Below are 23,071 nucleotides of genomic sequence, written 5' to 3'. Positions count from 1 at the left end.
AGCAATGGAAAATCAAAATCGTCGCAAATGGCTGCTGGCTTCAGTGCTCGCCTTACTGGCCGCCGCAACCCTGTGTGTCTGGGGCGCGGCCGCCGCTGGTCTTCGCTTTAGCTCGCCGCCCCTGGAAGCCGCCATTCAGGCCTTCAACGACACCCGCGCTCAAGATCCGCCTGCCAGCACTGGCGGGGGTGGAGATGTGGACATCTCTGTTCCCGGCGGCAATAGCAACGGCAATGGCGGTGGTGACAACGGTGATGGCGATGGTAATGGCAACGGCAATGGTAACGGTAATGGCAATGGCAACGGCAATGGTGGCGGCAACGGTTCGGGTGACTCCGGCTGTCTGCTCGGCTTCATCTGTCTCGATGCCAGCGTCAATACCGGCGGCTCATTTGCCGGCACGGCTGGCGGTCTGAACATTGATGTGGATGCCGATACCAATGATGGCGGCATCAATGTGAATGCGGATGTCAACACCGGTGAAACCGAACGTTGTTTCCTGGGCTTGCTGTGCATCAACTCCAATACCAATGCCAGCCTGGATCCTCGCGTGAATGTGGACAGCAATTCTGCCGTCAGCCTGAACGGCAACGGCACTTTGCTGACCGCCGATGTAGATGCCGATGTCGACCCGGATGTTGATGTGAATGTCAATGCCAACGCCAACACCCAGTCCAACGGCAACTGGCTTGACAATCTGCTGAACCTGCTCGTGAACGTCAACTAACCCTGCTGCGCTTGCCCCAAGGTTCAAACAGGCCCCTGCCGTATGGCAGGGGCCTGTTTTTGGTTACTATCCTCTGCGGCGGCCACCCCGGCGCCCGCCATCACGACGGCCCGCGTCGCTCCCGCCTTGGGGCGGGCGTGGGCTGGCTGGCTTGGTTGCCGCCGCCGACTTGTAAGCCGATATCACCTGCTGCGGGTGCGCCGCCGCATGATAACTGTCATCCAATAGCATCGCCAGCAGCGCCTGGCCTTCTTCATTCTCGGCCAGCTGACGCGCCAGCTGGCGGAAGCGCTGGCTGCGCTCCACGCGCAGTTTGTCGCGCCCGCGCAGTTCGGCTTCCAGTTGCGCCGTCAACCGCTGCGACACAATGCTGGCCACATCCTCTTCAGTCGGGGCAGGCCGCTCGGTGAATTCGATCTTGTAGATGGCCGCGATCTTCTTGAGCTCGCGCTCCTCAATCCCGGTAATGATCAGGCTAATTGCCACGCCGCCCGCGCCGGCCCGGCCGGTGCGCCCGGCCCGGTGGATATACAGCTCAGCCTCCTCGGGCGGCTCGTACAGGATCACCAGCTCTAGTTCCGGGATGTCGATGCCGCGCGCCGCCACATCCGTCGCCACCAGAAAGTTCAACGAGCCATCCTTCAGTTGACCCAGCACCTTCTCGCGCGCTGCCTGCGACAGCTCTGAACTCAGTTCGGCTGCGTTGAGGCCAAAGCGCTGCAGAACGGTGGTGACATAGTTCACACGTACCTTGGTATTGCAAAAAATGATTGCCTGGTGCGGGTTCTCGATCTCCAGCAAACGCACCAGCGTACGGTCTTTGTCCATGCGCGGCACGGTCATCACCACATGCTCCACGTTGGTCACGTGCACATGGTCGCGGCTCAGGCTCAGGAAGTCTGGCGTTTCCAGAAAACGCTGCGCCAGGCTCTGGACTGTCTGCGGGAAGGTGGCCGAGAACATGCTGGCTTGCACGCCTTGCTTGGGTAGGTAGCGTTGCACTTCCAGCATGTCTGGATAAAAGCCCATCGAGAGCATGCGGTCAGCTTCATCCAGCACCAGCATGCGTAGCGCACTCAAGCTCAGGTTGCGCTTTAGCAAATGGTCCAGCACGCGGCCCGGCGTGCCAACGATCACTTGCGCGCCGCGCTCGAAAGCCTCCATTTGCGGGCCGTAGCCTACGCCGCCATACACCGGCACTACCTCCAGCCCGCTGCCCGGGAACAGCACCTGGGCGTCCTTGGTCACCTGGCTGGCCAGCTCACGTGTCGGCACCAGCACCAGCGCCTGCGGCTCTTTGCGGCTGGCGTCCAGCCGTTCCAGCATGGGCAGCAAAAACGCGCCGGTCTTGCCGCTGCCGGTGCGCGCTTGCACCATCAGGTCCTTGCCTTCCAGCATATAGGGGATGGATTTGGCTTGCACGGGCGTAAGCTGCGTCCAGCCGGCGCGTTGCGCCGCCGCCTGGATTCGGCTGCTGAGCTCGTTCATGGCGGCTTCGGGCATGCTATTTGAACTGGGGTTTTCCATATGTAAAACTGCTTTCCTGGATCAAGAGTGTCCCTCATTATAAGAGAACGAACCTGTTGGCACGAACCTGTTCCTCGTCGCAAGTTGGCATAACCCGCTTTAGATAGGCTTAATCTCGCGGATGATAGAATCGCACACAGTCCATGCAAGAGCCTTATCTCAACCCAAAGAATCGCCGCCGCCGCCCGCCAATGCCCAAGTGGCAGCGCATCCTCGCCATCCTGCTGGGCGCGTTGCTGCTGGCCGTGCTGGTCTATAACCTGCCGCCCGTCAAAGAACGCCTGGCCTGGCGCGTAGACGCGCTGCGCACCAGCATCGTCTACTTCTTCAACCCGCCCGAAGAGGCGGTCTTCCAGCCGCAGATCACCACCATCAGCCAGCCAACCCAGCAGCCCACCCGCACCGCCCAGCCCACTGCCGAGGCGACCGCCGTGCCGCTGCCGCCCCGCGTCCAGCTGGAAGGTTTCACTTATGTAGACCAGCACAACCGCTGGAACTACTGCGGCCCGGCCAACATGACCATGGCGCTCAACTTCTGGGGCTGGGAGGGTGACCGTGACGAGGTGGCTCGCTACGTCAAGCCCGGCATTGGCAACAACCCCAACCAGCCCGAAGACAAGAACGTCATGCCCTACGAGATGCAGGACTTCGTCAATACCCAGGTTCCGGGTATGCAGGCCCTCATCCGCATGGGCGGCGAACTGGAGACGCTCAAGCGGCTGCTGGCCGCCGGCTATCCCGCCATCGTGGAGAAGGGCTACTACACCACCGATGCCAGCGGCAAATACTCCTGGCTGGGGCACTACCAGTTCGTCACCGGCTATGACGATGACGAAGGCGTCTTCATCGTGCAGGACACCTACGAACGCGGCGGCGAGGGCGGCACCGGCAAAAATATGCGCTGGCCCTATGATGATTTCCACGCTGCCTGGCGCCAGTTCAATTTCCTGTTCATCGTGGTCTACCCCGAAGGGCAGCAGGCCGCCGTGCTCGAGGCGCTCGGCCCGTGGGCCGACGAAGAATGGGCATTCGCCAACGCTATGCAGATCGCCCGTGCCGATACCGAAACCCTGACCGGGCTCGACGCCTATTACGCCTGGTTCAACGTCGGCACCAGCCACGTGCGCCTGTTCGAGTATGCCGACGCGGCCCACGCCTACGACTACGCCTTCCAGCTCTACCAGAGCCTCGACCCCGACGCGCGGCCGTACCGCATGCTGTGGTACCAGAGCTGGCCCTATTGGGCCTATTACTACAGCGCCCGCTATCCGGACACGATCAACCTGGCCAACACCACCCTCGCCACCATCGCCGAGCCCACGCTGGAGGAGAGCCTCTACTGGCGCGGCCGGGCTCGCGAAGCCATTGGCGAAATTGACAACGCCATCGCCGACTACCGCGAGGCGGTGCGCCTGAACCCCAACTTTGGCCCCGGCATTGCGCAGCTGCAGAGCCTCGGCGTGAGCCCCTGACATATGAAGATCCTGCACTTCGCCGACGCCCACATCGACATGGCCAACACCGGCCGCCAGGATCCCGATACCGGTCTGCCGATCCGCGTGATGGACTACCTGCGCTCGCTCGACGAGATCGTCGATACCGCCATCCGTGAGAAAGTGGACCTGGTGCTCTTCGCCGGCGACGCTTACAAAGACCGCAACCCGGCCCCCACCTTCATGCGTGAGTGGGGCCGCCGCATGATCAAGCTTTCCAAAGCGCGCATCCCCACGCTGCTGCTGGTGGGCAACCACGATCTTTCGCCCAGCCTGGGCCGCGCCCACGCCCTTGAGGAGTACGCCACCCTCGAGGTGCCGTACATCAAGGTGCTTGACCAGCCGCAGTTCCTCGGCCCGGCCGATCTGTGGGATCTGCCGCTGCAGGTCATCGCCCTGCCGTGGATCACGCGCTCTGGCATGCTGGCGTTCCTCGCCAGCCAGGGCGAAGCCACCGGCGACATCTACGAGCAGATGGCCGAGCGCCTTAGCGTCCTGGTGACCGGTTACCTGGAGCAGGACGCCGACCACAGCCTGCCCATCGTGCTGGCCGCGCATGCCTCGGTGCAGGGCGCGGTGTACGGCGGCGAACACACCGTGATGCTGGGCAACGACCTGGTGCTCTCCGGCGGCCTGGTGAAGGACAAGCGCCTCGATTACGTCGCGCTGGGCCACATCCACAAAAAGCAAAACCTCAACGAGGGCGGCCAGCCCCCGGTGGTGTACCCCGGCTCCATCGAGCGGATTGACTTTGGCGAGGCACGCGACGACAAATTCTTCGTTATCGCCGATGTGAACAAAGGCAATACCCAGCTCGATTGGCGCCAGCTGCGCAACATCCGCAAGTTCTGGACCGGCAGCGTGACCCCCGAGAACGAGCTCAACGTCACGGCCGAGATCATGGCGGCCCTGCCGCCCGCCGCCGAGATGCAGGACGCCATTGTGCGCCTGGTGGTGTACTACCCACGTGAATGGGAACCCTTCATTGATGAGGCCCGCATCCGTGGGGCGGCGGGCAGCGCCTTCGAGTTCCATCTCATCAAGCGCCCGCAGGTGGGGCTGCGCAGCCGCATCGCCGAGGGCCGCGTGGTGAGCGAGATGACCCCGTATGACCTGTTGGACATCTACTGGGACACCATCCAACTTAGCGACGAAGCCTCGCGCAGCACGCTGACCCAGCTGGCGCGTGACATCATCGAAACCCCGCTGCAGGACGAGCCGTGAGGTTGCGCACTACGCGCTTCCCCATAATCTTTAGCGGCCTGCTGGCCGCCAGCCTGCTGCTGGCCGCCTGCGCGCCGCCCAACACGATCCTGCCCACCCTCACTCCAACGCCCAGCCGCACGCCGCGCGTGACGCTGGAGCCGCAGGCGGTGGCCACCCTGGCGCCGGAAGCCGCGCTGGAATTGCACGAGCTGGGCTGGCTGACCTACACCGCCAGCATCGGCGGGCGGCGGGATGTGTGGGTGATGCGCCCGGACGGCAGCGGTGAAATCAACCTCACCGGCGAGTTCCCCAATGGTTTCGCCGAAGCGCCGGTCTGGTCGCCGGATGGCAGCGGCATCGCTTACGACGCCATCCCCAACTCCGATGTTTCGCGCGACATCTATTACATGAATCTGGCCGACCGCGCCCACACTCCACTCACCTCGCTGCCCGGCTTTGACTGCTATCCCAGCTTCTCGCCGGATGGAAGCAAGATCGTCTACATGTCGGAGCGCGATGGCAACCGTGATCTGTTCATCATGGACAGCGAGGGCAACGAGCTGCTGCAGCTGACCGACCATATTGCCTATGACTACGAACCTGCCTGGTCGCCGGATGGGGAGCAGATCGTGTTCACCTCGCGCCGCACGGGCAACTCGGAGATCTTCATCATCAACGCTGACGGCACCGACCTGCGCCAGCTGACCGACCAGTGGGGCCTGGACTGGCGGCCGAGCTGGTCGCCGGATGGCGAGTGGATCGCCTTCGAGACCTGGCGCAACGGCAACGCCGACATCTACATGATGCGCCCCGACGGCAGCGACCTGACCCAACTGACCGACAACCCGGCCGAAGACGGCCACCCGACCTTCTCGCCGGATGGGCGCTATGTGGTGTTCCATTCCTCGCGGGCCGGCAACTTCCAACTGTTCATCATCGCGCTGGATGACCCGGCCAACCCCTGGCACCTGCCCACCGAGAGCCCGTACGCACTGCTGCCGGCCTGGTCGCCCGTGACCCAGATCCCGGCGCTGGACGATTTGCCGCAAGCCGAGCCCGAGCAGGATGCTATCCCTGGCTCTTCGGCGGGTGAGAGCTAAATGCGTATGCCGTTGTCCTCGATCTTCTCCACGCCGGCTCAACAGACTGAAAAAGATTCCTTGCCTATTTTGCGGGCGCTGATCGCCCGCTATACAGACGAGCAGCCCTTCAAGGGGCTGCTCGTGGCCTGCTCGCACATCCTGGTGCGCAATTCGCTGGCGGTGGTCGAAGCGCTGGCCGCCGGCGGGGCCGAAGTGGTGCTGTGCGATGCGCACCGCAGCCCGGCCTCGGCCGCCGTGGAAGCCGAGCTGGCCGCGGCCGGTGTGAACGTGCTGCCGCTGGCCGATGCGGCCCAGGCCGCCGACATCTTCGTCGACGTCAACGCCGTGCTGGGGCGCAAGCGCACCCCGCGGGCCGCGGCCGAGGTGACCCGCACCGGCGTGATGCACTACACCGGCATTGCCTGCCCGGTGGTGAGCGCGGATGACTGCAAGGCCAAACGCATCGAAGGCTTCTTCGGCACCGGCGATGCTTTCCTGCGGGCCTGGCAGTTGCTGCGCCCAACCGACCCGTTGGCCGGCAAGCGCGCCGTGCTGTTCGGCTATGGCAAGATTGGCCGCGGCGTGGCCCGCCGCGTGCGCGCCGCCGGCGTGCAGCTGACCGTGGTGGATGCCAGCCTCTCGGCCCGCCAGCGCGCCGCCGCCGAAGGCTTCGAAACCATCGATTCGGCTCCACTGCCTGCCCTGCAAGCGCGGCTGGCCGCTACCGATATTGTCATTTCGGTTACCGGGCAACCCGGGCTGCACAGCCGCCTGCTGCCGGCCGCCTGGCTGCGCACCAACCTGCCGGTGCTGGTGAGCCTCGGCGCCGAGGATGAATACGGCCCCGCCTTCTCGGAGCACGAGGTGCTGGGCGGCACGCAGGTGCCGTTTAATTTCCACCTGGCCCAGCCGACCCTGAACCGCTATGTGGACCCGCCGCTGGCCGCCCATGTGCTGGCGCTGGAGGCCTGGGCGCGTTCGCCGCAGGCTTATGCCCCCGGCATCCACCCGCTGCCGGCCGAGATGGACCGCTGGATCCTGAGCGAATGGCGCCGCGCCTGGCCGGACGAGAATTTGGAGGGGATCGCGGAGGAGCTGGGGATGGAGTGAGGCAAGGATGAAGGGGGAAGGATGAACGATGAAGAAGAACAAAGGCAATGTTGAAGTTTGAATGTTGAATTCAGAATTGGCTCTCCATAGGAGAGCTTTTTGTTGCGTATCCCGAGCGTGAGCGAGGGATCCTAGTGGGGATAGTTTGATAGGATGGCTTGAACTCCGTATTGAGTGGATGAGGATCCTTCGCCGGCGGGCAGTGCGCTGCGAAGCAGCGACCTGCCCTGGCTCAGGATGCACGGCAGAAGGTGGCTTGCTTGCGTACCCCTCACCCGCTCGCTGCGCTCGTGCTCTCCTAGGGAGAGCTTTTTGTTGCGCATCCCGACTTGGATTTGAGATGGTGTGAATGAGGATCCCGAGCGCAGCGAGGGATGCACACCCTATTCGCGCAATTCGGGATGCACACCCTGTTCGTGCGATTATGAGAATGACCTGCGGCGGGGGGAGCGCTTTGGTCATTCTCATCAAGGCGTTTGACAAGCTAGTCCTGTAAGGCATAGACGGCTTCTGCTCCTTTACGCTGGCCGTTGGTGCGTTTGATGAGAGCGGTTCTTTTGAGCCGCTGCAGGGTGTTTCGTACGGTTGCCTGTGAGAAGGCCGGCAATGCTTTGGTGATGGCTTGGCGAGTGGCAGTGGGGTGCTGGGAGAGATAGGTGAGGATGGAGAGGGCTGCCGAGGGCTTGGCGCCGAGAACGCCCACGCTTGGTGGTTGTTTCGCTCGCTTTTGCTCGCTCGCAAAGACAGATGGCTCGGCTTGTAACTCGGTGGGGTGGAAGATGACGCGGGACGAGCCGTCTGGGGCAGGGGTGAAATCGGCACGGGCGGCGAAAGGCGGCGGGGCGAAGAAGCGGGCTTTGAGGGTGCGCAGCTCGACATAGTTGCTGGTGGGCTCGGAATGGGCCATGAGCATGAGGTCGGCTGAGGCGGCGATGCCGGAACTGCCGCGAAAGTCACCCTCCTTGTTGGCGTGGTGGAGGACAAGGACGGCGGCCTGAGTCTGCTCGGCGAGGCGGCGCAGGCGGAAGAGGACGGGCTGAACGGCGGCGAGGCTTGAGTCGGTAGCGCCGCGCATGAGATTCGCCAAGGCATCTATGATGATGAAGCCGGTCTGGTGGGAGAGGGCGCGGTGGGTGAGGCGCTCGGCATCGGCGACATTGCGCAGGTCGAAACCGCCGAGGGAGACGGCGTGCAGGGGCAGACCCCAGGGGGCGTTGTGGGCTTTGAGGGCGGCGGCGAAGCGGTTCCAGAGCTGATAGAGGCCGGTTTCTTCATCAATGAAGAGGACGTGGGACTGGTTGGTGGGGTGATTGAGCCAGGGCTTGCCGAGGGCGAGACAGGCGGCAAGATCGGTAGCGAGGTAGGTCTTTTTGGCGCCGGGCTGGCCGATGAGGAAATTGAGGCTGGGGCGCGGAAAGAGGTTGGGGATGGCCCATTGGATGGTGGGCGGGGCGGCCATGAGCTCATCGGCGGAGTAGGATTCGCGGGTTTGGTGGGTGCGGTCTACGCCCTCGGGCATGGCCTCGTTGACGAGGTTGAGCTTGAGGACAAAGTCTTCATCGTCGTTGATGGCTTCGGTGAAGGCTTGGAAACGGGTGCGGAAATCGGTATCGAGGACCTCGCACACGGCGTCGTAGGCGGTTTGCCAGCCGGGCAGCAGGTCAGGCGGGTAGTTGGGGCGGTAGCCGTGCTGGATGAGGGCGCCGAGCACCTCGGCGGCCGCTTCGTCTGCGGCGGTGGACTGGACTGGCTCAAGTGGCCAATCTGGGAAGACTATGGCGTCGTCTTCACTCGCTGGCTGCGCGGCGGTGTCTTGGTCTTGCATGATGCCCCCTTTGGCAATGGCTATGAGGGGGCTATATAAGCACGGATGGGGCGATTTGTGGGCGCGGAGGGGCGGGTGTCAAGGGGGAGGAAATACCCGCAAAAAGTTCGTGTTTGCGAAAAGGCGATCCTTCTGGTAGCATGATTCTTATGAGCAGCGCATCTGCATACTTTTCAGCTAATCTAGGAAAAAAAACCAGGCGAATTGCGGAAACAAAGCAAGAAATCCAAGTCAATACTGTCTACCAAGCTGATTGTGTGGAATTTATGGCTCATATGGACGCAGGTTCAGTCAGCCTAACAGTTACATCGCCCCCCTATGATGAGCTTCGAGATTACAACGGCTACAAATTTGAGTTTGAGAAAATTGCATATAGCTTGTATCGGGTGACCCAAAAGGGTGGAGTAGTAGTTTGGGTTGTGAATGACAAGATAAAAAATGGGAACCGATCATTGACTTCGTTTCGTCAAGCTATCTTCTTTCAAGAGGTTGGCTTTAATGTGCACGATGTGATGATCTATAAAAAGAAAAATACGCCCTTCATGCGTTCTAATGCCTACACTAATTGCTATGAATTTATGTTTGTGTTTAGTAAGGGTTCGCCTAGAGTCTTCAGTCCACTGAAGACAAAAACTGTCAGGCAGGGTCAGGAGATGCTCCCCTTTAATAAGGGTACTGATGGTGTAAATAAGAAAGTTCTGGGAGAGTTAAAGCCAGAAAAAACATTAACAAATGTTTGGGAATACGCGGTTGGCTTTGGCGGTTCTACTAGAGATAAGTTTGCATTTGAGCACCCCGCAATATTCCCAGAGAAGCTAGCTGAAGATCATATAAAGTCCTGGACTAAAGAAGGTGATTTAGTTTTTGATCCAATGTGTGGCTCAGGAACAACCCTTAAAATGGCAAAGATAGCCAGACGCCTTTATCTGGGTTGTGATATCTCTGCTGATTACGTAAAGCTTGCAAAAAAGAGGCTAAAAGCAACGTTGTACGATTAGCGTAAGTATTTAATTGCTCGCTCAAGAATTGCAATATCATCCTTGAATCTCCCGATCCCGGTATTGCAGCTATCACAAATCCAGTTGCGGGGGTTTCCAGTTTTGTGATCGTGGTCAATGACTACTTTGCTAGTTATGCCCGCAATTGTTCGTTTGCCGCAAACTGGGCACTCAAATTCCACATTGTGGGGTTTGGTTTTATTCCATTCAATTCGGACCTTCTGGTTTAGATTAATACCTTCAAGAATCTTTCGACAGTTTTTACAGGTGGGACGACGTTGAACCCTATCGCCTTTTGCAGTCTGGTTTTTGTCAAAGAAAGTCGTTGGTAACAAGCTATGGCATACGTTGCAAATCTTTTCCGGGTAATTATCCCCTGTTTCTGATGCATCAAATTCTTTGAAGTCTGAAGACTTTAACTCCACTAATTCCCAAACAGGGATGAAGAAAATATTTGCCCCTCTGGAAGTTGTAGATTTAATGAGTCCAACTTCGTTTTTTCGAATTTTTATCTTAGGCGTTTCAATGTCTCTGAGAGCAACAGCGCATAAAGTTTTCAATTTCGTCTACTCCTCAAGCAAATTGCTGGCAGGTAAATTCAGCGCATAGGCAATTTTCCAGATGTTTTTGAGTGTTATGTTTTTCTCGCCCCGTTCAATCATGCCAATATAGGTTCGGTGAAGACCCGCAATCTCTGCCAGTTGTTCTTGAGATAAGCCCCTTTTTAGACGGTTCTTGCGCACTGCGGCCCCGAAAGTGACTAAAACTGTTGGTCTAGACACTCCGCAACAATACCCTGATGCTAACTATAGTTCTACACACTATGGTTGGCGTTTGATAGAATATCCGTTCCATTCCTGCTACAATCCGCAGCATGGCGAATTTGGAAGCCCTGTTGGCCCATTGGCGCGCCGAGCCTGGCGTGGGCGGCAACATCACCCGCTGGCACCAGCAGCCGGCCCGCCCGGGCCAGTACGAGCCGCTGCCCAGCGAACTGCATCCGGCGCTGGCGGCCGCCTTTGCGCGGCTGGGGTACGGGCAGCTGTACAGCCACCAGGCCGCTGCCTGGCGCGGCCTGCGGGCGGGCACCGACGTGGCGGTGGTGACCGGCACGGCCAGCGGCAAGACCCTGTGCTACAACCTGCCGGTGCTCGACAGCCTGCTGCGCGACGAGGCCGCCCGGGCGCTGTACTTGTTCCCGACCAAGGCGCTGGCGCATGACCAGCGCGACGAGCTGGATGCATGGCTGGCGGCCGCCAGCGCAAAGTTGCCGGTGGCCGCCTACGACGGCGACACGCCCACGCACCACCGCACCAACATCCGCCGCAAAGCGCACCTCATCATCAGCAATCCCGACATGCTGCATTACAGCATCCTGCCCTCGCACACCCAGTGGGCGGAGTTCTTCGGCAACCTCAAGCACATCGTCATTGACGAGATGCACTACTACCGCGGCGTGTTCGGCTCGCATGTGGCCAATGTGCTGCGGCGGCTGGCACGCGTCACGCGTTTTTACGGCGCGCAACCGCAGTTCGTGCTGGCCTCGGCCACCATCGCCAACCCGGGCGAGCTGGCCGAGCGCCTGATCGAGCGCCAGGTCACGCTGATCGAAGAGGACGGCGCGCCGCGCGGCCCGCGCCATTTTGTGGTCTACAACCCGCCGGTGGTGGACGAGCAGCTGGGCCTGCGCGCCAGCCTGTATCAGGAGAGCGTGCGCCTGGCGTCTGACCTGCTGGCCTATGACGTGCAGACCATCCTGTTTGGCCGCACGCGGCGCATGGTGGAAGTGATGTTGAAAAATCTGCGCGACCGCACCGCGGCCAACGAGGCACAGATCCGCGGCTACCGCGGCGGCTATCTGGCCGCCGAGCGCCGCGAGATCGAGACCGGCCTGCGCAGCGGCCAGTTGCGCGCAGTGGTGGCCACCAACGCGCTCGAGCTGGGCGTAGACATTGGCGGCATGGGCGCGGCGGTGCTGGCCGGTTACCCCGGCAGCGTGGCGGCCACCTGGCAACAGGCCGGGCGCTCCGGCCGCGGCGAGCAGCCTGCCCTCGGCGTGCTGGTCGCCTCGGCGAATCCGCTCGACCAGTACCTGGCGCGCCACCCGGAATATTTGCTGGGCCGCTCGCCGGAGCGCGCCTTGATCAACCCGGACAATTTGCTCATCCTGCTTTCGCACCTGCGCTGCGCGGCCTTCGAGCTGCCGTTCCAGCCGGGTGAGAACTTCGGCACGGTGCCGGCCGCCGAGGTGGAGGAGTTTTTGCGTCTGCTGGCGGAGGGCGGCGAGCTGCGCGCCTCGGGCGGCAAATACTATTGGATGCAGGAGCAGCAGCCGGCGCGCGGCGTCAACCTGCGCGGCGCCAGCACCGACTCGGTGGTCATCCAGGCGCGCGACGACAAGGGCGCCTGGCAGCTGGTGGGCGAGGTGGACCCCAACGGCGCGCTGTGGCTTGCGCATCCCGACGCCATCTATATTCACGACGGGCGCACGTACTTTGTGGACAAGCTGGATCTCGACGAGAAGGTGGCCTACCTGCGCCCCATCGAGGCCGACTATTACACCGTGCCCAAGAGCCGCAGCACCGTTTCGCTGGTAGAAGAGCACAAGCAGCAGCCGGCGCCCGGCGGCAGCCAGCATTATGGCGAGCTCAACATCACCGTTGAGATCACCGGCTACGACAAGATCCAGTGGAGTGGTAACGGCCTGGCCGACCCGGAAAACCCCGGCGGCGGGCAGCTCAGCCTGCCGCCGATCGAGCTGAACACGTACGGATATTGGTTCGCGATCGGCGACGATACGGTGGAGCGGCTGCGCGAGCAGGGCCTGTGGACAAACGATGCCAACGACTATGGCCCGGACTGGATGGCGGTGCGCAAGGCGGCGCTGGAGCGCGACGGCCATCGCTGCCAGGTGTGCGGCGCACCCGAGCCGCTGGACGTGCACCACAAGCAGCCGCTGCGCAGCTTCCGTTCGCATGAGGAGGGCAACCGCCTCGAGAATCTGGTGAGCCTGTGCCCGACCTGCCACCGCCGCGCCGAAGCGGTGGTGGCGATGCGCAGCGGGCTGGCTGGGCTCTCGTTCGTGCTGCGCCACTTGGCGCCGCTGTATTTAATGTGCGACCCGAGCGACCTGGGTGTGCATTCCGACCCGCGCTCAGATCTGGCCGAGGGCGGGCCGGTGGTGGTGATGTACGACAACGTGGGCAACGCGCTTGGATTCAGCGAGCGTTTGTTTGACTTGCACGGCGAGCTGATGGCGGCCGCGCTGGAACTGGTCGAGAACTGCGGGTGCAAGGACGGCTGCCCGTCGTGCGTGGGGCCGGGCGGTGAACAGGGCCAGGGCAGCAAGCGCGAGACGCTGGCGCTGCTGCGCGAGCTGGTGGCGGAGAGAAGCGAGGTTAACCATGTGCCGGCCAACTCTTAGTTCAAACACGCCTCTATCTGGTCAGTGCCGATACATAGCCCGCTGGGATGAATTCAACACAGAATCTGTAGGGGCGGGTCTAAGACCCGCCCCCTACGCAGTCAGGATTGATGTCTGGCCAACTGGGTATCCTAACTCTAAGCGCAACGTCATTCCGAGGCCGCTTATTTGCCGCTGCCACAGCATTGATCGCTGGCCAGCCGAGCCGTTCCGCTTTCCTGTGGAAGAATTCTTTAAGGCAAGTGAAGTCCAGTGTGGTTTCCAAGTGCCCTAAAGGATTCCTCGCCACTCGCTACGCTCGGGCTCGGAATGACTTTGAAGCACGTGTACTGGATGAATACCGCATAATGGACACACATGGCCTCCCTCTCTGACCGACTGAAAGCCCTGGGCGTAAAGCTGGGCACGGGCGACATTGCGCCCAAGCAGCCAGCTGCCTTGCAGCAGGCTGCCCAGGGCATCGAGCAGGTGGTGCCCGGCCGCGTGCAGCTCACCGATTTTGGTGAGGCGTATGTGGTCGAGCACTTCATCCCGGCCGACGAGCCGCACGGCCAGCACCTGCTGCGCTTCCCGGAGGCGATGCAGCGCATGGCGGCGTGGGCGGGCGACACGCGCCTGGCGCTGATTCCGGCCGAGCGCTTCCTGTTCCTCGACACCGAGGCGACCGGCCTGTGGGGCAGCGGCACGATGGCGTTCCTGATCGGGATGGGGCGCTTCGAGGCGGGCGGCTTCCGCTGCGTGCAGCTGTTCCTGCGCGAACCGGCGGAGGAGCGCGCCATGCAAGCCGTGCTCGACCATGCCATCACGCCGGACGACGCGCTGGTGACCTTCAACGGCAAGAGCTTCGACCTGCCGTTGCTGGCCAACCGCTACTTGGCCAACGGGCTGCGCTCGCCGTTGCGCAACCTGCCGCATATTGACCTGCTGCATATCGCGCGCCGTCTGTGGAAGGATCTGCTGCCCAGCCGCGCCCTGGGTGACCTGGAGGCGCAGCTGCTGGGCATCATCCGCACGGGCGAGGACCTGCCGGGCTGGCTGCTGCCGCAGCTGTTCATGGACTATATGCATACCGGCGACGCCCGCCCGCTGGCCGGCGCCTTCTATCACAACCGCATGGATGTGGTGAGCATGGCCAGTTTGCTGGAGCACATTGCCCGGAAGCTGGAGACGCCGATGGAGCTAGTGCAGCACGGCAGCGAGATGGCGGCGATCGGGCGGCTGCTGGCGGATACCGGCTTCGCCGAAGAGGCCATCGAAGTCTTTCAAGGCACGCTCTCGATGGAGCTGCCGGAGGACAAGCGCGGCCAGCTGAGCGAACGGCTGGCGGCCTTGTTCCGGCGGCGCGGCAATTATGAAGCGGCGCTACAGCTGTGGCTGCAGGCCGCCGCCGACGGGCAGGTGTACGCGCATGTGGAGATCGCCAAATACTACGAGCATAAGACGCGCGAGTACACGCTGGCGCTGGAGTACACGCTGACGGCGCTCAAAGTGGTGCGCCGCAAGCGGCCCACCCACTTTGAGCGCGTGCACTGGGAGCCGCTGCTGGAGCAGCGCCAGGTGCGCTTGGAGCGGAAGCTGGGACGGTAGTTGGGACAGATAATTCAGTCCACAGATGAACACAGATGGACACGGATGTTGTCGCCGATGAATAAGTGAGAGGGTTAGTTTATGGCAGCGAGGATCCCTCGCTGCGCTCGGGATGCACGGTTAAATATCTTGAGGATTGCTTCGTGCGCAGGCAAGCCTGTGCCTCGCAATGACGTGCGGGGCTGCGGAGCAGCGTACGCACTACACTGAAAGAGCCGCTATTTTGAGCGGGGGATTATTGTCAGGGCTGGGGAAGTCCGCTTCGGGAGTGATCCATTCATGAGCGCGGATGGGGCGGCCGGCTTTGGTGGCGCTGCGCTGCAGCTGCGCCAGCCAGCCGTCGCGATCCACGGCGGCGACGTTGTTGCAGCAGTAGAGTGTGCCACCCTCGGCGGTGCATAGCAGGGCGGGTTTGAAGACGGCCGGGTAATCATTGACCAAGTCCACGACGCCGAAGGGGCTTTTGGCATAGCGCGGCGGATCCAGTAAGACGATATCGAATTGTTGTGGGGCAAGTTTGGGGAAGCTGGGCATGCGCTTGCCGCGCACGAACTGTGGCTGGCCGATGCCAGCCAACTGGCGCAGGGCGGGGAAGGCATCGCTCTTGATGAAGACAGGCGAGATGCCAAGCGTATTTAGTTCTGCATTCTGGCGCCCGACGGCCAGGCCACTCTCGGCAAAGTCTGTGTTGGTAACGGCCAGGGCGCCGGCGACCGCCGCAGCGGTGCCAACGCTGCAGGTGTAGGCGAACAGATTGAGCAGCGATCTGCCCGCGGCATTCTGCATCAGATGGCGGCGGCCGGCGCGCATATCCAGAAAGAGCCAGGGGTCCTGCCCGTCATGGCGGGCCTGGATGCGGTAGCGCACGCCCAGCTCGCGCACGGTGCGCGGCTGGCTGGCAAACGGCTGCCGCTCGGCGGGCAGCGGGTTGCGGATGCGGGAATTCTTTTGGCTGCGGTCGTTGTAGATCGGCGTGAGGGCCGGCAGTTCTTTGGCGTAAAAGCTTTCGATCTCAGAAAGTTGCTCGGGCGCCAGTGAGTGATGGAAAGTCTGTATCAGCAGCAGCTCGCCATAGCGGTCAATGGTGAGGCCGGGCTGGCCTTCAGCCGTGCCGTGAAAGAGGCGATAGCTGTCGGTGTCCTCGGCGTGCAGACGGGTGATAAGGTCTGTGCGGTTTTTGAGGGCGGCGGCCAGCAGGCTGGCCAGTTGGGCAGACGGCATGGCCGGCTAGCCTTCCGCGGGGGCAAAGAATACGAGTAACTGCAGTTGTTCTTCTATAGTTACGAACTTGTGCGGCGCGTGGGCAGGGACAAAGAGGAGTGCGCCGGGTATGGCCGGCTGTTCTTGCGCGTTGACGCGCAAGATAGCTTTGCCACTGATGACGTAATACACCTCGTCTTGGTTGTGCGGGGTTTGCATATCCTGGCTGCCGGCGGGCAGGGTGTAGAGGCCCATGCTGAGGCTGGGCACGCGCAGGAACTCAAGATAGCGCTGGTCTCTGCCGCCGACCTGGGCCAGCAAATCGTGCAGGTGGAAGGCGCGCATCAGGGCGCGTAGCTTTCGGCCAGCACGGCCTGCCCGGTCGGCCCTTGCAGGCAGCCCAGCACACTGCGGGCGGCGCCCTGCGGGGCCTGGGCGGCCAGAGCCAGGACGGGCAGGCTGACCTTGTAGTCAAAGATATCTACGCTGTCGTCCGCCCAAGCGGCGGGCAGGATGCCAGCCGCGCTGGTGTTGGCGGCCACGTTTTCGAGCACTGCAGAGGGAACGGTGCCGACGAAGGCCTGGCTGCTGAAGGCGCCGCGCACGACATTGCTGCGGAAGGCCTGCAGGGCCTCATCGCTATCGGGCGGGATGAAGAGCAACACCGTCTCGGCGCGGCCGCCCAGTTGGGCCCAATCGCGTACGCGGCCGCTGAGTAGATCGGCGGCTTGCAGGGCGCTGAAGCTGCTCAGGCCCTGGGCGGGATTGACGACCAGCACGATGTGCTCGGTGGCAATGAGGGCGGCGAACTCGGCCGAGGTGTTGCGACCGAGATGAATGTAGAAGTCGTATTCGCTATAGTCAATTTGCGAAGCGTGAACGGAGTCGATCACCGCGGCGACGCTGTCGTCTGCCGGCAGGCACGCCATCACGGCCTGGGCGGCCGGGTACGCCGCCGGGCTGATGGCGATGCGCACTGATTCCTGCGGGGCAGCCTGAGGGCTGCAACCGAGCAGGAGCAGGGCGGCGAGGAAGAGATAAACGGACTTCATTGCAGTAACAGGATAAGGATACCCAAGACGGCGCAATAGGCGGCGAACGGATAGAAGGAATGGGTGGCGAGGTAGTTGAGCAGCCAGCGGATGGCGGCGTAGCCCACGAGGGCCGCAGCCACAAAGCCCACAGCCAGCGGCAGCAGCAGGTCGGCGGCGCTGCCCAGGCTGCCGAGCTGCAAAAGGGCCACGAAGCCGGCGGCGGGCATGACAGGCACTGACATCAGGAAGGCGAAGCGGGCGGCCTGGCGGCGGTCAAAGTGGCGCAGCATGCCGCCGAAGAGGGTGGAGGCGGAGCGTGAGACGGCCGGCAGCAAGGCGAAAATTTGAGCGACGCCGATCCAGAGTGCATCGGCGGCGGTGAGCTGGCTGAGCTGACGCTGTTTTTTGCCCAGCCACTCGGCAGCCACCAGTAGCAGGCCATTGACGATGAGGAAGACGCCGGTGTAAGCCAGGCTGGAGAACCTATCCATACTGTCCTTGATGAGCCAACCAACAAGGATGGCCGGCAGGGTGGAGAGCAGGATCAGCCAGCCCAGGCGGGCATTGGTGAGCATAGGCTGGCTGGCGTTGCGAGAGCGCAGGCTGGCGAGCATGTCTGTAGCGATGGCCAGCAAGTCTTTGCGGAAGTAGGCCAGCACGGCCAGCCAGGTGCCGAGCTGGATGAGCACATCGAACACGAAGGCGGCGCTGTCTTCGGCCGGCAGGCCCAGCCAGTTGCGGGCCAGGATGAGATGGCCGGAACTGGAGATGGGCAAAAATTCGGTCAGGCCCTGCACAATGCCCAACAGGGCGGCTTCAAGCAATGTCATGTCAAAAATGAAACCTCAGTTTGGAATGCCTTATCTTACTTGAGGGGGCTGTGGTGCGCTTCCAGCGCGGCGGCCACTTGAGGGAACGTGCCATCCAGAATGGCGGCGCGCAGATCTTTGGCGATGTGAATGAGTGTATAGAGATTGTGAATGGACAGCAGCGTAGCGACCAGCATCTCTTTGGCCACAGCCAGGTGGCGCACATAGGCGCGGGTGAAGCTGCGGCAGGTGTAGCAGCCGCAGCTTTCGTCAATGGGGCGGGCGTCGCGGGCGTACTCCGCATTCTTGAGGTTGAGGCGGCCGCCGGCCCGCAGGAAGGCGGCGTTGGTGCGGCCCAGACGGGTGGGTAGCACGCAATCGAAAATGTCTACACCGCGTTGGATGCACTGCACCAGATCTTCGGGGGTGCCGACGCCCATGAGATAGCGCGGCTTGTTGGCGGGCAGGATCGGGTCGACCACATCCAGCATGGCGTGCATGTCTTCCTTGCTTTCGCCGACCGATAGGCCGCCGATGGCGTTGCCGGGCAGATCCAGGCTGGCCACGAACTCGGCGGACTGGGCACGCAGCTCAGGCCAGACGCCGCCCTGGACAATGCCGAAGAGGGCCTGGTCGCCGCGGCGTTTGGCGGCGATGCAGCGCTGCAGCCAGGCGTGGGTGCGCTGCATCGCCTGCGCGTTGTAGGCGCGGTCGGTCGGCTCGGCGCATTCGTCGAAGGCCATGATGATGTCAGCGCCCAAATTCTCCTGAATGGCCATCACACTTTCGGGGGTGAAGCGGTGCAGCGAGCCGTCAATGTGGCTGCGGAAGTCTACGCCGTCGTCATCCACCGAGCGGGTTTGCGACAGCGAGAAGACCTGGAAGCCGCCCGAATCGGTCAGCATGGGATTCGGCCACTGCATGAAGTTGTGCAAACCGCCCATCTCGGCCACCAGTTTGTCGCCGGGGCGCAGGTAGAGGTGATACGTATTGGAGAGCACCAGGCTGGCGCCCATCTCGTGCAGTTGGGGCGGGGTGATGGCTTTGACGGTGGCGGCGGTGCCGACCGGGGCGAAGACCGGGGTGAGCAGCTCGCCGTGCGGGGTGGCAAAGCGGCCGGCGCGAGCGCGGCCGCTTTGGCCTTCGAGCGTGAATTTGAAATCGAAGCTCATGGCCAGTAGTAGGGCACGGCGACCACGGCGATGGCCAGGGTGAGCAGGGTTAGCGGCAGGCCGAGGCGGAAATAGTCGCCAAAGCGATAGCCGCCCGGACCCATGACCAACAGGTTGGCGGGGTGGCCGGTGGGGGTGAGGAAGGGCAGCGAGGCGCCCAGGGCGATGGCCATCAAGATCGCCTGCGGCGAAGCGGCCAGCACGCCCAGGCTGCTGAGCGCCACGCTGGAGATCAGCACCACGACCACCGAGGTGGGGATGAACTGGGCCGCCAGATTGCTGGCGATGAAAAGCACCGCGATCAGCAGTGGGGTCTGCCAGCTGCCCGCCGAGGCGAAGAGAATATCGCCTAGGTAGCCGGCCGCGCCCGTATTCTCCATGGCGATGCCTAGCGGCAGCATGCCGGCGATGAGGAAGATGGCGGGCCAGTGGATGGAGCGCTGGGCCTCTTCCATGGTGAGGCAACGCGAGAGCACCATGAGGGCGGCGCCGGCCACGGCGGCGATCTCGATGGGCAGCACGCCGAAGCCGACGCTGGCGACGACGCTGAGCATGATGAGGGCGGCCAGCAGGGCTTTCTCTTTCCGCGGCGCCTCCTGCAGGTCAGGCGAGGTGACGAGGAATTCGCCGCTCTCGGCGAGCAGCTTGATGCGGCTACGGTCGCCGTGGATGAGCAAGGTGTCGCCGGCGTGCAGCGGCATCTCGCGCAGGTTGAAGCGATAGGCGCGGCCGCGGCGCCAGATGGCGAGCACGTTCAGGCCGTAGTGCTCGCGGAAATGGATGTCGTGCAGGGTCTTGTTTTTGAGCTCAGCATGGGGCGAGATGACCATCTCGGCCAGGCCCACATCCTCGGTCTCGAGCTCAGATGGGCGCGGCAGGGTTGCATCGCCGATGATCTCGAGCTCCTGCAGGCCGTGCAGCAGCTCCACGTCTTCGGCGCGGCCCTCGACGACCAGCTGGTCGCCGGCGCGCAAGCGCTCACGCGGGCGCGGCATCAGGCGGGTCTTGCCATCGCGCAGGATGCCGAGCACCGAGAGCCCGAAGGCATCCGCCAGGTCGCTCTCGGCCAGGCTGAGGCCCTCCAGCCGCGAGCCTTCGGGAACGGTGAGCATCTGCAAGCGGTCCTGCAGACGGTACTCGGCCAAGTCGCCTTCGCGGATGGTGAAATCAGATGATTGGCCGAGGGCGGCGAGCTGCTTGCGGCTGGTCTGCAGCAGCAAGCGGTCGCCAGCTTGCAGGGGCAGGTGCTGGAAGTTGGTGCGCACGAGGTTGGCGCCCTGGCGGATGGCGAGCACGTTGGCGTTGTACTGCTTGCGGAAGTCCATGCGCGAGAGGGTGCGCTCTTCCAACGGGGAATCGGGCGTGATCTCCACTTCCACCAGTGAGACCTGCGGCGAGATGATGTCGCGCACGGCCAGGCTGGGGTCCTGACCGGCGGCGGAGGCGCCGTTGCGGCTGGGCAGGGTCAGGGTTTGGCCTTGGATGATCTGCTGCAACAGTTCGATGCGGCCGAGCACCAGCAGCTCGTCGCCGCCGCGCAGCAGCGTGTCTGGCGTAGGCGAGAAGCGCGGGCGGCGGTCACGCGTGATGCCGATGACATTGAGCTTGAGGGCGGCGCCCAGGCGGCTGGCGCTGAGCGGGCGGCCGGCCAGGCTGCAATCCACCGGCAGGCGCACCGTGAACAGGCGCTCCTCCAGGCCGAAGAGTTCGCCGGTTTCGTGCATCTGGCTCACTTGCAGGGCGGAGGTGCGCTGCGGCATGAGGCGGCGGCCGAAGATGGCCAGGAAGGCGATGCCGCCCAGGGTGACGGGCAGGCCGACGCGGGCGAAATCAAAGAAGCTGAAGGCAGGCAAGCCGAGCTCGATGAGGGCGTTGTTGGCGAGCAAGTTGGAGGCGTTGCTGATGAGCGTGTTGGTGCCGCCCAGCAGGGTGCCGAAGGCGATCGGCATCAGCAGGTGCGAGGTGGCCAGGCCGCGCTTTTTGGCGATCTGGCTGACCACCGGCAGCATCATCACCACGATGCCGGTGCTGCTGGTAAAGGAAGAGAACAAGGCCACCATGAACAAGGTGGCGGCCAGCAAGGTCACCTCGTTCTTGCCACCGGCGGCGTTGAGGCGGCGGCCCAGCCAGTTGGCGACGCCGGTGCGGGCCAGGCCGGCGCTGATGATGAGCATGGCCCAGATGGTGATGATGGCCGGGTTGCTGAAGCCGGAGAAGGCCTCGGTGGGAGTGATGACCCGGCTGAGGGCCAGGCCGAGCAGCACCAGCAGGCCGATCAAGTCGGCGCGGAAGCGCTCGGTGGCCAACAGCAGCACGGCGGCGGACAAAATCCCCAGGGTAAGGGCGATCTCAGTTGTCATCAGTCGATGTGGCCGCTTGTGCGGCCGCCGCCGTTGAACGGCGGCCGGGGCCGTGTGGATAAGGAAACGAGCATGGGGAGCAAAGATTATACCGTTGGCGTAATTGGAGGGCGCTGAGGGGCTGCTGATATAATCCGCTCGTTACTTCAGAATAGACCCGTAAAAGGAAACGAATGAAACCGTCTGACGTCCACGCAATTATTGCCAAGCATCTGCCGGCAGGCAGTGAGCCGATCGTCGTTGATATTGAGGGTTCGCACGGCCCGTATTTGCGTGACGCCATCACTGGCAAAGAATATATCGACTTCTTCACCTACTTTGCCAGCGCTCCCGTAAGCCATAACCACCCCAAAATGCACGAATCGGCCTTCATTGAGAAGATGCTGAGCGTCGCGATCACCAAACCGTCTTCGTCTGACTTTTTCACGACGTATATGGCCGAGTTCGTCGAGACCTTTGCCAAGTATGTGATGCCATCCAGCATGCAGAAGCTGTTCCTGGTTGGTGGCGGCGCTTTGGCGGTAGAGAATGCCCTCAAAGTGGCGTTCGACTGGAAGGTGCGCCGCAACTTTGCCACCATCAGCAAGCCGCCCCAAGGGCGTATGCACCGCATTGATGGACTGGGCAGCAAGGTCATTCATTTCCGCCAGGCCTTCCATGGCCGCTCCGGCTATACGGTCTCGATGACCAATACGCACGACGAGCGCAAGTATCTGTACTTCCCCAAGTTCGAGTGGCCGCGCATCCTCAACCCCAAGCTGCGCTTTCCGGTGACCGACCAGGTGCTGGAAGAGGTCAAGCGTGAAGAGCAGATCGCCATCACGCAGATCGAGTTTGCCCTGCAGCAGTTCCCGGGTGATATTGCCGCGCTGATCATTGAGCCGATCCAGGGCGAGGGCGGCGACAACCACTTCCGCCCGGAATTCTTCAAGGAACTGCGCCGCATGGCGGATGACCACGAGTTCCTGCTGATCATGGACGAAGTGCAGAGCGGCATGGGCATCACGGGCAAGATGTGGGCCGTGGAACATATGGGCATTGAGCCGGACATTATTGTGTTCGGCAAGAAGTCGCAGGTGTGCGGTTTCATTGCCGGCGACCGGATTGATGATGTGGACAAGAACGTCTTCGTAGAAGAGAGCCGCATCAACTCCACCTGGGGCGGCGACCTGACTGACATGGTGCGCTCGCAGCGCTTCATTGAGATCATGCAGGAAGAGAAGCTGGTGGAGCACACCGCCAAGATGGGCGAGCGCCTGATAAGCGGCCTTCACAGTGTGGCGGCCAACTCCAATGGCTTTATGGACAATGTGCGCGGCCGCGGCATGATGGTGGCGTTCGACACGCCCGACAGCGCGGCGCGTGACGCCCTACTGGAGCGCATGAAGGAGCACGGCGTGTACGCGCTCAGCTGCGGGCCGCGCTCGGTACGCTTCCGCGGCATGCTGGACACCCCGGCGGAGATCATTGATAAAGCGCTGGAGATCCTGGAAGCCAGCCTGCCCAAAGCCTGAGCA

The 23,071-nt window shown here is 62.5% G+C and carries 19 protein-coding genes; 9 read left to right on the top strand and 10 right to left on the bottom strand.

Annotated elements, in window-relative coordinates:
* Nucleotides 1-4: 4 nt before the first annotated feature.
* A complete protein-coding gene (locus KIT08_04175; protein UYN90441.1) occupies nt 5-727 on the top strand; it encodes a hypothetical protein in 723 nt (240 codons plus the stop codon).
* A 66-nt stretch (nt 728-793) separates the two neighbouring features.
* Here the strand turns inward: KIT08_04175 and KIT08_04170 are convergent, their stop codons facing one another.
* Nucleotides 794-2,254, bottom strand: coding sequence for a DEAD/DEAH box helicase (locus KIT08_04170; GenBank protein ID UYN90440.1), 1,461 nt, complete (start codon nt 2,252-2,254; stop codon nt 794-796).
* A gap of 143 nt (nt 2,255-2,397) precedes the next feature.
* Between KIT08_04170 and KIT08_04165 the strand changes: the two genes are divergently transcribed.
* Genes KIT08_04165 through KIT08_04150 form a run of 4 tightly spaced genes read left to right on the top strand, consistent with a single transcriptional unit; the run spans nt 2,398 to nt 7,145 of the window.
* Nucleotides 2,398-3,726, top strand: coding sequence for a C39 family peptidase (locus KIT08_04165; GenBank protein ID UYN90439.1), 1,329 nt, complete (start codon nt 2,398-2,400; stop codon nt 3,724-3,726).
* A gap of 3 nt (nt 3,727-3,729) precedes the next feature.
* The gene (locus KIT08_04160) at nt 3,730-4,971 is read left to right on the top strand and encodes an exonuclease SbcCD subunit D (GenBank protein UYN90438.1); all 1,242 of its coding nucleotides are present in this window, start codon (nt 3,730-3,732) and stop codon (nt 4,969-4,971) included.
* Complete coding sequence (locus KIT08_04155) at nt 4,968-6,053, top strand: PD40 domain-containing protein (GenBank protein UYN90437.1); 1,086 nt, start codon at nt 4,968-4,970, stop codon at nt 6,051-6,053. The genes KIT08_04160 and KIT08_04155 overlap by 4 nt, the downstream gene beginning before the upstream one ends.
* A complete protein-coding gene (locus KIT08_04150) occupies nt 6,054-7,145 on the top strand; it encodes a hypothetical protein (GenBank protein UYN90436.1) in 1,092 nt (363 codons plus the stop codon).
* Nucleotides 7,146-7,629: 484 nt separating this feature from the next.
* Here KIT08_04150 and KIT08_04145 read toward each other — a convergent pair whose 3' ends face one another.
* On the bottom strand, nt 7,630-8,970 hold the full coding sequence (locus KIT08_04145) for an AAA family ATPase (protein UYN90435.1): 1,341 nt from the start codon (nt 8,968-8,970) through the stop codon (nt 7,630-7,632).
* A gap of 149 nt (nt 8,971-9,119) precedes the next feature.
* Here KIT08_04145 and KIT08_04140 point away from each other — a divergent pair, with 149 nt between their 5' ends.
* Nucleotides 9,120-9,968 (top strand): site-specific DNA-methyltransferase, encoded by an 849-nt coding sequence (locus KIT08_04140; protein UYN90434.1) that lies wholly within the window; start codon nt 9,120-9,122, stop codon nt 9,966-9,968.
* Here the strand turns inward: KIT08_04140 and KIT08_04135 are convergent.
* Entirely contained in the window at nt 9,965-10,528 is a 564-nt protein-coding gene (locus KIT08_04135) for an Hpy99I family type II restriction endonuclease (GenBank protein UYN90433.1), read from the bottom strand. The genes KIT08_04140 and KIT08_04135 overlap by 4 nt on opposite strands.
* Before the next feature lie 6 nt (nt 10,529-10,534).
* Complete coding sequence (locus tag KIT08_04130; GenBank protein UYN90432.1) at nt 10,535-10,750, bottom strand: helix-turn-helix transcriptional regulator; 216 nt, start codon at nt 10,748-10,750, stop codon at nt 10,535-10,537.
* Nucleotides 10,751-10,842: 92 nt separating this feature from the next.
* Between KIT08_04130 and KIT08_04125 the strand changes: the two genes are divergently transcribed.
* Nucleotides 10,843-13,392, top strand: a complete 2,550-nt coding sequence (locus KIT08_04125) for a DEAD/DEAH box helicase (protein ID UYN90431.1) — start codon at nt 10,843-10,845, stop codon at nt 13,390-13,392.
* A 357-nt stretch (nt 13,393-13,749) separates the two neighbouring features.
* Complete coding sequence (locus KIT08_04120; protein ID UYN90430.1) at nt 13,750-14,979, top strand: ribonuclease H-like domain-containing protein; 1,230 nt, start codon at nt 13,750-13,752, stop codon at nt 14,977-14,979.
* Between the two features lie 201 nt (nt 14,980-15,180).
* On the opposite strand, the gene KIT08_04115 is transcribed toward KIT08_04120, so the two are convergent.
* Genes KIT08_04115 through KIT08_04090 form a run of 6 tightly spaced genes read right to left on the bottom strand, consistent with a single transcriptional unit; the run spans nt 15,181 to nt 21,554 of the window.
* Complete coding sequence (locus tag KIT08_04115; protein ID UYN90429.1) at nt 15,181-16,200, bottom strand: class I SAM-dependent methyltransferase; 1,020 nt, start codon at nt 16,198-16,200, stop codon at nt 15,181-15,183.
* A gap of 6 nt (nt 16,201-16,206) precedes the next feature.
* Complete coding sequence (locus KIT08_04110) at nt 16,207-16,524, bottom strand: cupin domain-containing protein (GenBank protein UYN90428.1); 318 nt, start codon at nt 16,522-16,524, stop codon at nt 16,207-16,209.
* On the bottom strand, nt 16,524-17,231 hold the full coding sequence (locus KIT08_04105) for a hypothetical protein (GenBank protein UYN90427.1): 708 nt from the start codon (nt 17,229-17,231) through the stop codon (nt 16,524-16,526). Before KIT08_04105 ends, KIT08_04110 begins: the two co-directional genes overlap by 1 nt.
* A complete protein-coding gene (uppP, locus tag KIT08_04100) occupies nt 17,228-18,043 on the bottom strand; it encodes an undecaprenyl-diphosphatase UppP (protein ID UYN90426.1) in 816 nt (271 codons plus the stop codon). Before uppP ends, KIT08_04105 begins: the two co-directional genes overlap by 4 nt.
* 35 nt (nt 18,044-18,078) lie before the next feature.
* A complete protein-coding gene (tgt, locus tag KIT08_04095; GenBank protein ID UYN90425.1) occupies nt 18,079-19,194 on the bottom strand; it encodes a tRNA guanosine(34) transglycosylase Tgt in 1,116 nt (371 codons plus the stop codon).
* Nucleotides 19,191-21,554: an SLC13 family permease gene (locus KIT08_04090; protein ID UYN90424.1), complete on the bottom strand. Its 2,364-nt coding sequence runs from the start codon at nt 21,552-21,554 to the stop codon at nt 19,191-19,193. Before KIT08_04090 ends, tgt begins: the two co-directional genes overlap by 4 nt.
* A gap of 173 nt (nt 21,555-21,727) precedes the next feature.
* On the opposite strand from KIT08_04090, the gene lat reads away from it, so the two are divergent.
* A complete protein-coding gene (gene lat / locus KIT08_04085; GenBank protein ID UYN90423.1) occupies nt 21,728-23,068 on the top strand; it encodes an L-lysine 6-transaminase in 1,341 nt (446 codons plus the stop codon).
* Nucleotides 23,069-23,071: the final 3 nt, after the last annotated feature.

This window comes from Anaerolineales bacterium (assembly GCA_025808555.1).
GTDB lineage: Bacteria > Chloroflexota > Anaerolineae > Anaerolineales > UBA11579 > JAMCZK01.
The sequence above is the reverse complement of the archived record's forward strand: the minus strand, read 5'-3'. Positions and strand labels throughout refer to the sequence as shown.